General features: G+C 40.6%; 15 protein-coding genes. 8 read left to right on the top strand and 7 right to left on the bottom strand.

The genetic code is table 11. The features are described 5' to 3' along the window. Positions 1-20: 20 nt before the first annotated feature. The 4 genes from EGT34_RS10815 to pncB all read right to left on the bottom strand — a co-directional run bounded on the left by EGT34_RS10815 (position 21) and on the right by pncB (position 4498). A complete protein-coding gene (locus EGT34_RS10815; RefSeq protein WP_000619900.1) occupies positions 21-1217 on the bottom strand; it encodes an alpha/beta fold hydrolase in 1197 nt (398 codons plus the stop codon). Positions 1218-1436: 219 nt separating this feature from the next. Next, positions 1437-2288 (bottom strand): archaetidylserine decarboxylase, encoded by an 852-nt coding sequence (gene asd / locus EGT34_RS10820; RefSeq protein ID WP_000011220.1) that lies wholly within the window; start codon positions 2286-2288, stop codon positions 1437-1439. Then, on the bottom strand, positions 2285-3133 hold the full coding sequence (locus tag EGT34_RS10825; RefSeq protein ID WP_000174475.1) for a sulfurtransferase: 849 nt from the start codon (positions 3131-3133) through the stop codon (positions 2285-2287). Before EGT34_RS10825 ends, asd begins: the two co-directional genes overlap by 4 nt. Before the next feature lie 150 nt (positions 3134-3283). Beyond that, positions 3284-4498 carry a nicotinate phosphoribosyltransferase gene (gene pncB / locus EGT34_RS10830; protein WP_000074557.1) on the bottom strand — a complete coding sequence of 405 codons (1215 nt, stop codon included), beginning with the start codon at positions 4496-4498 and terminating at the stop codon, positions 3284-3286. Positions 4499-4666: 168 nt separating this feature from the next. Between pncB and dtd the strand changes: the two genes are divergently transcribed. Continuing rightward, complete coding sequence (gene dtd, locus EGT34_RS10835) at positions 4667-5110, top strand: D-aminoacyl-tRNA deacylase (protein WP_001202025.1); 444 nt, start codon at positions 4667-4669, stop codon at positions 5108-5110. 39 nt (positions 5111-5149) lie between these two features. Here the strand turns inward: dtd and EGT34_RS10840 are convergent, their stop codons facing one another. The 3 genes from EGT34_RS10840 to serB all read right to left on the bottom strand — a co-directional run bounded on the left by EGT34_RS10840 (position 5150) and on the right by serB (position 7851). Further along, a complete protein-coding gene (locus EGT34_RS10840; protein ID WP_000778126.1) occupies positions 5150-5629 on the bottom strand; it encodes a hypothetical protein in 480 nt (159 codons plus the stop codon). Between the two features lie 253 nt (positions 5630-5882). Then, entirely contained in the window at positions 5883-6218 is a 336-nt protein-coding gene (gene aciT / locus EGT34_RS10845; protein ID WP_000255593.1) for a ciprofloxacin tolerance protein AciT, read from the bottom strand. A 409-nt stretch (positions 6219-6627) separates the two neighbouring features. Next, positions 6628-7851 (bottom strand): phosphoserine phosphatase SerB, encoded by a 1224-nt coding sequence (serB, locus tag EGT34_RS10855; RefSeq protein WP_001206799.1) that lies wholly within the window; start codon positions 7849-7851, stop codon positions 6628-6630. A gap of 59 nt (positions 7852-7910) precedes the next feature. On the opposite strand from serB, the gene EGT34_RS10860 reads away from it, so the two are divergent. From EGT34_RS10860 to glmU, 7 genes are all read left to right on the top strand, one after another. After that, complete coding sequence (locus EGT34_RS10860; RefSeq protein WP_086242004.1) at positions 7911-9218, top strand: hypothetical protein; 1308 nt, start codon at positions 7911-7913, stop codon at positions 9216-9218. 238 nt (positions 9219-9456) lie between these two features. Continuing rightward, positions 9457-10578, top strand: a complete 1122-nt coding sequence (gene ribBA / locus EGT34_RS10865; RefSeq protein WP_001131392.1) for a bifunctional 3,4-dihydroxy-2-butanone-4-phosphate synthase/GTP cyclohydrolase II — start codon at positions 9457-9459, stop codon at positions 10576-10578. An 11-nt stretch (positions 10579-10589) separates the two neighbouring features. Continuing rightward, the gene (gene ribE / locus EGT34_RS10870) at positions 10590-11060 is read left to right on the top strand and encodes a 6,7-dimethyl-8-ribityllumazine synthase (protein ID WP_001007829.1); all 471 of its coding nucleotides are present in this window, start codon (positions 10590-10592) and stop codon (positions 11058-11060) included. Positions 11061-11063: 3 nt separating this feature from the next. Beyond that, complete coding sequence (gene nusB, locus EGT34_RS10875) at positions 11064-11513, top strand: transcription antitermination factor NusB (protein WP_000084188.1); 450 nt, start codon at positions 11064-11066, stop codon at positions 11511-11513. Between the two features lie 15 nt (positions 11514-11528). Continuing rightward, the gene (gene thiL, locus EGT34_RS10880) at positions 11529-12446 is read left to right on the top strand and encodes a thiamine-phosphate kinase (RefSeq protein WP_000807411.1); all 918 of its coding nucleotides are present in this window, start codon (positions 11529-11531) and stop codon (positions 12444-12446) included. After that, entirely contained in the window at positions 12424-12939 is a 516-nt protein-coding gene (locus EGT34_RS10885) for a phosphatidylglycerophosphatase A (protein WP_000380675.1), read from the top strand. The genes thiL and EGT34_RS10885 overlap by 23 nt, the downstream gene beginning before the upstream one ends. Positions 12940-12955: 16 nt before the next feature. After that, on the top strand, positions 12956-14320 hold the full coding sequence (gene glmU / locus EGT34_RS10890; RefSeq protein WP_000108581.1) for a bifunctional UDP-N-acetylglucosamine diphosphorylase/glucosamine-1-phosphate N-acetyltransferase GlmU: 1365 nt from the start codon (positions 12956-12958) through the stop codon (positions 14318-14320). The last annotated feature ends 10 nt before the right edge of the window (positions 14321-14330 follow it).

Genomic DNA, 14330 nt, shown 5'->3' on the forward strand with positions numbered 1-14330 from the left:
CTTGTAGCATTTAAACCAATTTACTTAAGATTTGAGCAATACGATTTTGTCTGATTTTTCTCTATGACATTTAAAAAGTCAGTGGCAAAAGTATGACTCTGACGTAGTGCATCGCGATGATCTCCACCATCAATAGTTTGATAAATTGTTGGTTTTTTTGATTTACATAGCTGTTGGTAATAAGCATATGTTCCTCTAGGGTCAACTAAATGATCTTTAGAACCCTGAACAATCATTAACGGTACAGTCGGCACCATATTTTCAATAGACTGCTGTTTTAAATAAGATAAAAGAGGTTTTAAATCTGCATTAGGTCGAAATATGCTAGAAGGAGATTTCTTCAAATCAGATTGAAGTTCAGATAAACAGCGGCTACGTGCTTGAGTCAGCACATTGCCCATTTCTGGACTGACTAAATTCTCAGGAATAATACTTGGCTCTGCTGCTTGCGCTCCCAATAATACAATCGGGAAAAATGCTGCCACACTTGGTTCTGGGTTTGGATGACTCAACACATATTCTGCAATGCCTTCATATTGATAGCCACCTGGCGCAAGAGCAATTGCCCCTTTTAAATCTAGTTCGGGAGCATCTTTTTGACCATAAGCCGCCACGGTAATAGCAGCAGCACCGCCTTGGCTATGCCCCATCACCAACCACTGTTTATTAAAATCTTTTGGCTTAAGCATATGTAACGCCCGCACTGCATCTACTACTGTATGCAATTGGCTCTTTGCATTCATATAAGGATGTGCACCTAAAGTACCCAGACCTTGATAATCAGGTGCGACTACTGCATAGCCTCGTGCAAGCCAACCATCTAACGCTTTTGAAGCAACTTCCTGATATGAATGAACTGGTCCACCGGCATAATCACCCGAAGGTGCACAAGTATCGGCTACTCCTGTTGTACCATGCGCCCAAGCTAGTACGGGCCAGCCATTTTTTGGTGGTGTTCCTTTCGGTAATAAAATAAACGCTGAGGCAACGATAGGCTCGTTATTCACACCTCGACTACGATAATTTACTAATAAGCGCTGATCTGCATGCAGAAATAAATCCGTCACATCTTGTTGCGCTATAGAAAGTATTGAGCCCGGTTTTTCACTCACAATTTGCTTACTCAAATCTGTAATTGGAGCAGCCATAGCAGAACCAGATATCAACCAAATACTGCTAAATAAAATTTTTAATAAAGAATTACTTTTTCTAATCAAGGGATTACTCCTCTACTTTCTAATCATCATTTCAAATTAGTTTTATAAAAAATATGCCCCCTATTGCATATAAAGAACCTAACAAGAGGCAAATGAAAGAACTCACATACCAACATAGATGACTATTCCCACTAAATCTAGACTTTAAGCTTAGAAATGCCAATCCATAGAAAATAAAAAAGAGAGCAAAAGCTCTCTTTTTTATTTTCTATGGATGGGTTAAAGCGTATGGCCCATACGTTCGCCCATGACAACAACGGACTCGGCTTTATAACGTTTTTCCCACTCGATTTTATCTTTTTCAAATAAAATAATTGCAGTAGAACCTAAATAAAAACGTCCAAGCTCAGCACCTTTCTCTAACTTCAACTCATGATGCTGTAATTCAATACGACCCGATGGTTTTACTTTACCTGTTGCCACAGTTTCAATACCTGCCACAATCATAGCGCCGACCAAAACAACGGCCATACGACCAAGCTCAGTATCAAACAAACAAACCATACGCTCATTACGGGCAAATAATCCCGGTACATTTTCAGCAGTCACCTGATTTACTGAAAATAACTCACCCGGTACATATAACGTTTCAGTTAATGTACCTGAAAATGGCATATGAACACGGTGATAATCACGTGGAGAAAGATAAACCGTTGCAAACTCACCTTCTTGGAAAGGCTGAGCAAGTTGTGGATCGCCAATTAACTTTTCTACAGAGAAACTTTGGCCTTTTGCTTGAAATACTTCGCCCGCAGTGATTTTACCAATTTGAGAAATCGCGCCATCCGCTGGTGAAACAATACTATCCGGATTTTCATCAACTAAACGTACGCCATCTTTCAAGGCACGGGTAAAGAAATCATTAAAAGATTTATATTTCAGTGCATTGCCTTGTTCAGCAATTGATAAATCAATGCCGTATTTGGTTTTAAATGCATGAATAACAGCAGCTTTTAAAATTGGATTTTCACTTGCAGCAACTTTACCCACTACACGACTTAACTGATGCTGAGGAACAAGATTTTGTGCCTTAATAAATAATTCTTTTTTTAAGCGAGATGTAAAACTCAAGACGGCGATTCTCCAGTAATGATAGGACTATCGAGGCGATTGCCCCATTCACTCCACGCACCATCATAGGCTTTTGCTTCCCAACCTAAAAGTCTAGCCAGAATATAAGCCAAACCAGAACGGTGATGTGACTGGCAGTATACGACTACAGGTTGCTTTAAATCGAACCCAAGTTGTTCAAGACGCTGCCGCGTGCGTTCAAGCGGATGCAATTTTAGATGATTTTGACGATTAAGTGCAGTACTCCATTCAAAATGGAGGGCATTTGGAATGTGACCACCGCGTCGCGCTGCTAAACGGACGCCACTATATTCATCACTCGTCCGGCAATCCCACAATTGCACACTTTCTTGCTCAACTTGTTTGCGTAGTTCTTCATAGTTCACTCGGAACTGAGCAGCATGTGATAAATCGATCTGAATTAAGTTATCAACTCGAGGAAGTTCTTCAACCTCGGCTGTGGTGGGTAAACCTGCACCAAGCCATGCATGAATTCCGCCATTAATTAAACTTGTACGGGTAAAACCTAAGCAATGGAGATTCCAGATTAAACGCCCTGCCCATGCTCCACCTTCATCATCATAGACCACCACGTGGTGATTTGGTGAAATATTCAATTTTTCAATTAACGCTTGTAAACCTGCTTCATCCGGTAAAACACCTGTTGCTTCTTCATGTTGAGCAACTAACCATTTAGGCTGTAAGTGAATAGCATGCGGAACATGGAGCTGCTCATAAACTGATGCACGGCTCAAATCAACAATACGGATATATTCATTGCCTAAATAAGGCACTAACTCTTCTGCTTCTATTAATAAATCAAGTTTAAAATCAGGGAGTGTCATCGTCATGGTTACTTTTTATACCAGCTTAATTTCATCTTAGCATAAGCTTATATCTATCAAACTCTGATTTTCTGCTAGTGTTTAGCAGAAAATCAGATATTAAAATTCTCAAGTCTTAAGTGGCTGCCAAGCGCTTAAGCTCTATTGTAATTAAATTGCTTCATCCAGCTCTTCGATTTGGAAAACCTGACGTAAATAGGCCAAGAATGTATCGTTATCAGTCATGGTTTTGCCAGGGCTGTCCGAAATTTTAGCAACAGACTGGCCATTACACTCAACCAGTTTCAATACAATATTGAGCGGTGTTTGGCCCATGTCATTGGTCAAATTAGTACCAATACCGAAACTCACCTGAAAACGGTCTTTGAAATATTGATGTAGTTCCCAAGCCTTTGGCAAATTAAGGCCATCACTAAAGGTCAACATTTTGGTTTTGGTATCAATTTTTAATTTACGATAGTGTGCATACGCTTTATCACCCCACTCATACGGATCACCACTGTCATGACGTAAGCCATCAAATAATTTGGCAAAATACAAGTCAAAATCTCTGAGGAAAGCGTCCATACCCACAACATCAGTTAAAGCAATTCCTAAGTCTCCGCGATATTCTTGAACCCACGTTTCTAAAGCAGCTTTTTGAAAGTCACGTAAGCGAACATCAAGCGCCTGAAACGCTTGTAGGAATTCGTGGGCCATGGTTCCAATTGGCGTAATATTTAACTCTTTGGCAAGCAAGACGTTACTTGTACCACGGAACACATTTGGCACAGTGTTATGAAATGCAGCAACTACATGTTTTTGCCATTCAAAACTATAACGACGGCGGGTACCAAAATCAGAAACTAAAAATGGTGGATCATTCGGTTGTTGAGCTTTTTCGTATTGCTGAATTAATTCAAGTTTTGCTTGTAAACGACGCTCGCCTTCAGCCCAGACTTCATCTGTTTTAATCCGGCTAAAATATAATTCATTTACAATGGCTAAAACAAAAATCTCAAACATCATGGCCTGAACCATTGGCCCTTCAATACGGATGTCTAATCGACCTTCTTCATCTATACTCGCATGAATAAAACGGCGTTTGAGTTGAAATAATTCTAAATAATCGACAAAGTCGCTTTTAATAAATCGTAATTTTCTTAAATATTGTAGTTCGTCTTCTTTATATTTGAGATTACATAAATGGTCGAGTTGCTCGTTTAAGTCATCCAAAATATCCACTAATGGATAGACCGTATCTTCTAAATTTCTGCAACGAAAATGATAGACGCTATGTGTTTGCGGGAATTTATGCAGAACCACTTGTAGCATCGTAAATTTGTACAAGTCTGTATCAAGTAAAGAATGGATAATTGGAGACATAGTCAATGATTATTCGCTTGCTTCTTAGCATTAAAGCATATTTTTCTAGATGAATTGCGAGCTTTTATACCATTGTTGCAGTTCCATGAAATTTCCTTTTAAAAATCATTTAATTTAATTTCTGCTAAACTGCATCCATTCAATTAATTGCAGAAACTTTCTCTAACAATGCGCGCTTTAATACAACGAGTTCTTGAAGCTAAAGTAGTAGTAGACGGTGAAACGACCGGTGAAATCCAGCATGGCTTATTGGTTTTTTTAGGGATCGGTCGAGACGACACGCTCGCCACCGGACAAAAGCTCATCGACAAGATTTTGAAATATCGTATTTTTGATGATGAGCAAGGCAAAATGGGCTGGAATGTATCTCAGGCGAATGGCGGAATCCTGCTTGTTTCACAGTTCACTTTAATGGCTCAAACGCAAAAAGGACTACGTCCAGACTTTGGTCCGGCCATGCCACCTAGCGACGCAAAAGCACTATATGAACAGTTGGTAGAATATACTCGTTCACAGTTTGAAAATGTTCAAACAGGTATTTTTGCTGCGGACATGAAAGTTCATTTGATTAATGATGGACCAGTCACTTTCAATCTGGAAGTTGAAGCATAGATATAAAAAAACTCCCAATCGGGAGTTTTTTGTTAGATCTTAACGACCAGTTTTTTCTTTAATAAAAGCACGTGCTTGACGTACTTTATCTTTTACTGGTTTTGGTAATTTTGGTGGAATCAATTTAGCTGCTTGGTTAAACCAAACGAGCAAGCTGAAATCACCTTCCATTTTAATGCTGCCGTCTTGCATACCCGTCATAAATGCTGTTGGGTCACCTTTGAGTAAAGTTTTTACGCCTTGTTCGCTATCTGCAAACTGCAAAATAAAGTCAGCTTTTTCAGGTGATCCAGCAACTGTATCGATGTGACCATGATTAATAATAATTTGGCGAGCCACACCTAAATCAGTACCAATTTGAATGCGGAATGCGCGGTCATGCACCAGCTCAATAAACTTAGGACTTGTACGTGCCAACTGTTTCATACGCAGCGCCAAACCTGCTACCAATAAATCTAACGGGTCTGTACTGACATCAACAAGTGGTAACTTGACTACAGGTATAGAAGAAAGTTTCATGAACATTCACGCCTATTGTATTTTTATGAAAACCTTGGGGCAAAACTCAGCAAGGACTCACCATTGCCTGTTTCGTGCATCGACTGATGATATTCTAATTGGCAACGCAATCTATATATGAAACGTCAACAGACCAGTCTATCGTAGCATAACTGGCTATTTTTTAATAAATGCTTTGTATAATAAAAATCATGTTTTCGTAAATAAAAAAGGCATGCTGTGCATACCTTTTTACCGTTAGATAACAATTGAATTATCGGCTAGAACATTGCTGCTGATCATCTTCATATACTGGCGTATGTTCTATATATTGGCGATTTGCCAAAGCCTTCTGTGCCTGTTTATCCTCACGTAATAAAACAAATGTAACCATTACCATCGCTAGACTTAGTGCAGTTAAATAACTATATGTGACTGGCATTTCAAAAGTGACTTGAACTCCAAAACGGACCACTTCCAATAGCCCCCAAAAAAACATCCCTGCAAGCATAAAACCAAGCCAACGACGGTAAGGAGAAAAGAACACAGCAACAAGCGCGACAGCAATTAAGCTGAGTCCGGCGATAGCGGCAAAATTCGCTGTTACCATAGAAACCTCCGTCTTAATGAAAACGTCTAAAAACATTCGGTCTGAACACCAGACCTCATTCCAAAAACAACTTTAATTCATGATTTGTGTTGAAGCTTAGAAAGCATTATGGATGTTTTTTTTTAGAAAAAAAGACCTGTTATTTGTCGATGCGACATACTTTGTCGCAACATTCTTTTGTCATTACATTTTTGCAAATTTAAAAAAGTTCTACTTCCTATATGGCATCAATTCTGGCGTGTCATTACAAAAAACTATGCCGTTTTTTTGCCTCAAAATAAGTTTTTTTCAGTTTTTTTTATTGCCTTTTTTCTGTGCATAATTTTGTCATAACTTGCTTGTTTTTATGACTATTCTGCATAAAAAAAGCGCTACTCTTGAGCAGCGCTTAATGATTGTTCACTATTATTTAAGCACGGCTTAAATCTTTATCATGCATACCGAGTAAATACAGTACTCCATCCAGACCAACGCTTGAAATCGCCTGATTTGCATTTTGACGCACCAGTGGTTTAGCACGATATGCTACGCCAAGTCCTGCAATCGCAAGCATCGGTAAATCATTTGCGCCATCGCCAACAGCCATCGCTTGCTCTAGTGAAATACCGAGTTTGTTCGCCAGCTCACGCAGCAACTCCGCTTTACGGGCACCATCAACAATTACACCTTTTACTTCACCAGTCACAACGCCATCTTGTACATCTAAAACGTTAGCGTGAACTTCATCAATACCTAATTTAGCTTGTAAATATTCAGCAAAATATTGGAAGCCACCAGATAAAATTGCCGTTTTATATCCAAGGGCTTTTAAAGTCGAAATGAGGCGCTCGGCACCTTCGGTGATTGTCAATCGCTCGGCAATTTTAGGTAAAACTGACGCATCAAGACCTTTGAGTAAAGCAACCCGCGCACGGAAACTTTGCTGGAAGTCCAACTCACCTTGCATCGCTCTTTCAGTAATTTCAGCAACTTGCTCGCCCACCCCTGCTTCAAGCGCCAATTCATCAATTACTTCTTGTTCAATTAAAGTTGAATCCATATCGAAGCAGACTAAACGGCGGTTACGTCGATAAGCGTTATCTTCCTGAACAGCTACATCAATATTTAATTCGCTTGAAAGAAGCAAACAAGCTGCACGCATAGCTTGAGCATCTAAAGTCGGACCACTGCTTAAACCAAACTGTACACAAGCACGGCGAGGCAATGTGCTATCTTTTTCAAGATCTACACGGCCAGATAAACGAGTTACAGTTTCAATGTTAAAGCCTTGGCTAGACACAATTTGTGTAACGGCTTGTAAATGTGCAGCAGTGAGTTCCGGTGCTAAAGCCGTGACGATATAACGAGTTCGTCCACCTTCGCTGACCCATTGATCGTATTCTGCGCCCGAGATAGGTTTAAAGCGCACTGTTAAGCCAATATCATGTGCTAAAATCAAAATCTCTTTCATTGCCAACGCGGTCGCAGTTTCATTTTCAGAGGCGACCACAATGCCCAATGTCAGTTGATTATGAATAACAGCCTGACCTACATCCAGTATTTGCAATGAATGTACGGATAGTACTTGCATTAATCGGGTAAACTGGTTTGGTTGGTCCGGTCCTAAAAAGGATATAAGAATGATTTCTCGCATGAATTGACTCTAGTCTGAGTGACAACTATTGTAAGAATCATAATCGAATTTCAATATAATTGCCTTGGAAGTTTAACTTGATTGCGCCTAGACAAGGGCTATTTGCTAGCCTACTGATCATTAGTTTTGCATTGCATACCTTTTTATTGGTGATTGCAACGACACACCAGCTCAATGAAAACCGTGCGAGCCAAGGTCAGCTCATGACCAGTCAACTCGTTGCAGACAGCTTATCTGAGCTTGAACCTGCCAATACGGTCTCTTTAGCTCTGATTGCCAATCGCTATGCGACCAATCCAAGTGTGGCATCTATCCGTATTCTTGACGCCAATAAACAAGTTTTGGCAACAAGCGGCATGTCAAAAACTCGCCAAGGTGAAATTTTTGTTCGTGATGCGCTTCAAAACGAGAAAAAAGTCGGTTCTATTGAAATCACACTAATTCAACCAAGTATTGGGGAAATTCTTCGTACCCAATGGCTTGCGATTTTAGCCTCACTGTTCTTACATGTTTTATTATGGCTGGCTTACCGTGCCATTGCTCGCCCAACACGTAGCGAATACTTAGCCCGTATTAACGAAGAAAATCGTTTAAAACATGAAATTCAAGAGTTAACTCAAGCTCTCGCGCTTGAAAAACAAAATACAGTGACCTTGGTTGCTCAAGCTCAGCAGCAAGCTAAAGCTAAACCAATTGTTCGCTCGCAACCAGAAAAAAGCTTAGAGTCTACAGACCAAAATACCTTGGCACTTAATATTCAATTTTATGACCCTAAACAGTTATTAAGTAGTGTTAACCAGTCTGTTTCTGTACCGTACTTTAAACTTTGTCAGCTCTTTTTAAACAAGAGTGTTGAGCTATGTACGAAGCATTATCATTTGAAAGCGACTGATATTGATGTCGTAGACGAGTTTCATGCAGAGGGCGCAACACTTGCCATTTCGACTTCACATCCACACGCTGTAGAGTGTCTACTTATGGTAGGTACGGTTTTCCAATTGCTTTCAGACGTTTTATATAAGCGTTACCGTGAAGATAAACGCTTTGCACTACAAACTCGCAGTGCCGTGTGTAATGCCGTAGAAGCAATGCAAATTGATGCCAAAGAAGCTGCTCAACGTTTAGCGCAACATCTTCATGCGAAAGAATCTGCACTCTACCTTGATAATGAACAGCTTAAAGCAATTCAAGACAGCTATCAGCTTGTTGCAATGCCTAACCCAAGTAATGTCATGACTCGTCATGCATTTATGATCAATGGTATGAATGCTGAATGTGCAGAGCTTGCACAAAATATTCGAACTGAAATTTTGATGGGTAAAAAATCAATTCCTCAAAATGACAGCCCGAGTAGTGCAGCATCTTAAAAATTTATTGTGCGCATTTAAACCTAGCCATCGGCTAGGTTTTTTTATCTAAATTTATGGTATTTATTTTAAATAATTTTATTTCCTTATGATTTATTTATCTAAATAAATCTGGTTCTATGATGTTGAGTCGTAAATTTGGATAAATCAGAATCATAGGCAAAATTCTATAAACAGCGTAAACTATGCGAAATTTATTCAATAGAAATTGTCTTACGACAAAAAAAGGTGAAAGCGAATGCCGCTGAGTCGTGTTGAAGAACTTGTCGCCGATATTCGTGCAGGCAAAATGGTCATCTTAATGGATGACGAAGACCGTGAAAATGAAGGTGACCTTGTCATCGCAGCAACGCATGTACGCCCTGAAGATATTAACTTCATGATTACACATGCACGCGGTTTAGTTTGCTTAACTTTAAGCCGTGAACGTTGTAAACAATTAAACCTCCCGCTGATGGTTGACCAGAACGGTGCCCAGCATGGTACTAACTTTACGTTATCTATCGAAGCAGCTGAAGGTATTACTACAGGTATTTCGGCAGCAGAACGTGCTCACACGATTCAAGCTGCTGTGGCAGCACATGCCAAACCAACCGATATTGTACAACCGGGCCATATTTTCCCACTCATGGCACAGCCAGGTGGTGTATTACACCGTGCAGGTCATACCGAGGCAGGTTGTGATTTAGCACGACTGGCAGGTCTTGAGCCTGCATCTGTCATTTGTGAAATCATCAAAGAAGATGGCACAATGGCACGCCGCGCAGATTTAGAAATTTTTGCTGAGAAGCATGGCCTAAAAATTGGTACAATTGCCGACCTAATCCACTACCGTATGACCAATGAGCAAACTGTAGAACGTTTGGATCAAAGAACGATTCAAACAGAATATGGTTCATTTGAGCTCTATCGCTATCGTGAGATAGGTAACCCTGACATTCACTTGGCTTTAGTCAAAGGTGAGCCAAAAGAAGGCGTTACAACGGTACGTGTACATGGTTTTAGTCCTGTCCGCGATTTGCTTAAGCTAAATAAAGCTGACGGTGAACCGGCTTGGAATCTAGACCGTGCGCTACAAACGATTGCAGCAAGTGACCGCGGCGTTTTAGTCTGGATCGGACAAGATCATTTGCAAGACTTGGGACCAGCGTTGGATGATTTAACTAAGCCAAAACCGGTGAAATCCAATGCAGCACTTTCACATCAATATCAAACGATTGGTGTTGGTGCTCAAATTTTGCGTGATTTAGGTGTTGAAAAAATGAAGCTTCTTAGCTCACCATTGCGTTTCAATGCCTTATCTGGCTTTAATTTAGAAGTAGTGGAATATGTCACTGCTGATCAAATCACAACGAAATAATCGAGGTTGCTATGGCAATTCGCCGTATTGAAGGTTTATTACATCTCGCAAGCGAAGGACGTTATGCGATTTTAGTGGGTCGTTTCAACAGTTTTGTTGTTGAACACTTATTAGAAGGCGCGATCGACACGTTAAAACGTCATGGCGTAAATGAAGATAACATTACTGTTATTCACGCTCCAGGCGCATGGGAACTACCGATCGTTGCTAAAAAATTAGCTACATCAAACCAGTTTGATGCCATCATTGCACTCGGTGCAGTCATTCGTGGTAGCACACCTCACTTTGACTTTGTTGCTGGTGAATGTGCGAAAGGTTTAGGTGTAGTTGCGTTAGAAAGCAGCTTGCCTGTTATCAATGGTGTATTAACTACTGACAGCATCGAGCAAGCAATCGAACGCTCAGGTACAAAAGCAGGAAACAAAGGTAGCGAAGCTGCTTTAACTGCAATTGAAATGGTTAATTTATTAAAGGCAATTTAAAGCATGTCTCAAACACTGCAAGCCGCTTATGCAGCAAAACGTAAAGCACGTCGTTTTGCTGTACAAGGTATTTATGAGTGGCAAATGAGTCACAACCCTGTACATGAAATTGAAGCGCGTACACGTGCTGAAAATGCAATGCACAAGGTAGACTTGAACTATTATCACGAACTACTTACTCAAGTTATCGCTCAGCACGAAGACCTTGATGCGTTACTTATTCCGGTACTTGACCGTGAAATTGACGCGCTAGATGGTGTAGAGCTCGCAACCTTGCGTTTAGGTGCTTACGAGTTACGTGATCATCTAGAAATTCCATATCGAGTGGTACTTGATGAAGCAATCGAACTTGCGAAGCATTTTGGCGGAGCAGACAGTCATAAATACATCAATGGTGTATTAGACCGTTTAAGTTCGACACTGCGTAGCGCAGAAAAACAACAAGCAAAATAATAGGCTTGATGTTCTATGGCTGAGTTCTCAATTATTGATCAATACTTTAATCGTCAGTCACATCCTGACGTTGCGCTTGGTATTGGTGATGACTCAGCCTTAATTACTCCCTCTCCAAATCAACAACTGGTGATCTGTGCCGATACACTTGTTGCTGGACGTCACTTCCCTCTTGAAACCTCGCCCCATGCGATTGGCTGGAAAAGTGTTGCCGTAAATCTGTCTGATATTGCTGCAATGGGTGCCAAACCACATAGTATTTTACTTGCGATCAGCTTGCCTCAAGTTGACCATGAGTGGCTTGAAGGATTTAGTCAGGGAATCTATGACTGTTGTAATCAATTTGGAGTTGCCTTAATTGGCGGAGATACCACTCAAGGTCCGCACCTTACCATTACCGTCACAGCTATGGGCTGGATTGAAACAGGAAAAGCTGTATTACGTTCAGGCGCTAAGGTCGGTGATTATGTTTGTGTAAGTGGGCAGATTGGTGATGCTGCTTATGGGCTTCAGCATTTAGGACATTCCCTACAACAAAGACTGGACTATCCGACGCCACGTTGTAAGCTTGGAGAAGAGCTAAAAGGGCTCGCCTCTAGCATGATCGATGTGTCAGATGGTTTAGCTCAAGATTTAGGACATATTTTAAAAGCGTCCAAGGTTGGAGCACGACTCATCCTGGAAAAATTACCTGTTGATCCTGTACTGCAACAACTAGAAGAACAACAACGTTGGCAATATGCTTTGGCAGGTGGTGATGACTACGAATTATGTTTTACAATAACACCGCAAAATTATGAAAAACTTTTGCAAAAACAACTAGACGTTAAGATTACAATGATCGGACAGATCGTTGAGCAAACAAAACTAACTTTTGAGCATTTGGGTTCAGATTACCCATTGCAAATTCATGGATACCAACACTTTGCATAAACCGCCGATTCATTTTAAAGACATGTCTTGGTTCAACCGCTGCATCGTTTTCTGTGGGGTTGGTTTTGGATCTGGTCTTGCTCCTAAAGCACCTGGTACTTTTGGCTCTGCTTTCGCCTTACTTTTTGTTCCCATCTGGTTATCTCTTGGATTTACTTTAAGTTTAATCGCTATTCTCATCATGTCAGTGGTGGGTATTTATATTTGCGGTCAAACTGCAAAAGTAATTAACGTACACGATGATGGTCGAATTGTGTGGGATGAATTTGCAGGTCAATCTATTACCTTTATTCCCCTGCTCTATTTACAACAAATAAATTGGATTTGGGTAATTACAGGATTTATATTATTTCGAATTTTCGATGTTTGGAAACCTTGGCCTATACGCGTCATTGATCGCCAAGTACACGGTGGTTTTGGTATTATGCTTGACGATATTATTGCCGGTGTATGGGCTGCTCTTTGTACACTAATTATTATCCATTTGAGTTAAATCATTCGAGTTATTCATGTCAACTACTGTCATTATTCTTGCTGCAGGCAAAGGAACGCGAATGCGTTCTCAGCTCCCTAAAGTACTACAACCTTTAGCTGGTCGCCCGCTACTAGGACATGTTATTAAAACAGCAAAACAACTACTAGCAGAAAACATCATTACCATTTATGGACATGGTGGCGATCACGTAAAAAAGACATTCGCACAAGAAAATATTCAGTGGGTTGAACAAGCAGAACAGTTAGGGACCGGTCATGCTGTACAGATGACTTTACCGGTACTTCCTAAAGACGGCATTTCATTAATTTTATACGGTGATGTTCCTTTAGTCCGTCAAACAACGCTTGAACAACTGATTGAAGCATCAAATAAAACCGGTATTGGCATGATTACTTTACATGTCGATAACCCAACAGGTTATGGCCGTATTGTCCGCCAAGACGGTAAAATCCAAGCAATTGTTGAACATAAAGACGCAACCGAAGCTCAGCGTCAAATTCAAGAAATCAACACAGGTATTTACTGTGTCAGCAATGCAAAACTGCATGAGTGGTTGCCTAAGCTTTCAAATGAAAATGCACAAGGCGAATACTATTTAACTGATATCGTTGCGATGGCTGTTGCTGATGGTCTAGAAATCGCCTCAATTCAACCAGAACTCGCATTTGAAGTTGAAGGTGTAAATGACCGCCTGCAACTTGCAGCACTTGAGCGTGAATTTCAGAAGCAACAAGCAAAAGAACTTATGCAGCAAGGCGTAACTTTTGCTGATCCTGCACGTTTTGATTTACGTGGTACAGTAAAAGTTGGTCATGATGTTCGTATTGATGTGAATGTCATTATTGAAGGCGACTGTGAACTCGGTGACTTTGTCGAAATCGGTGCTGGCTGTATCTTAAAAAATACAACCATTGCAGCAGGAACCAAAGTCCAAGCGTACAGCGTTTTCGATGGAGCAGTTGTTGGGGAAAATACCCAAATTGGTCCATTCGCACGCTTACGTCCAGGTGCTAAATTGGCAAACGAAGTACATATCGGCAACTTTGTTGAAGTCAAAAATACAACGATCGGTCTAGGCAGTAAAGCTAACCATTTCACCTATTTAGGTGATGCCGAGATCGGTGCTGAATCAAATATTGGGGCAGGTACAATCACCTGCAATTATGATGGTGCAAATAAACACAAAACCACTATTGGCGACGCAGTTTTTATCGGTTCTAATAGCTCGCTGGTTGCGCCTGTGACTATTGGTAATGGAGCAACAGTCGGTGCGGGTTCTGTGATTACGAAAGATGTGGCTGAACAAAGTCTCTCCTTTGAGCGTGCTCAACAAATTTCTAAAGCAAATTATCAACGTCCCCAAAAGCTTAAAAAATAAGAGGATTGAA

This window comes from Acinetobacter sp. FDAARGOS_558 (genome assembly GCF_003937785.1).
Classification (GTDB): domain Bacteria; phylum Pseudomonadota; class Gammaproteobacteria; order Pseudomonadales; family Moraxellaceae; genus Acinetobacter; species Acinetobacter baumannii.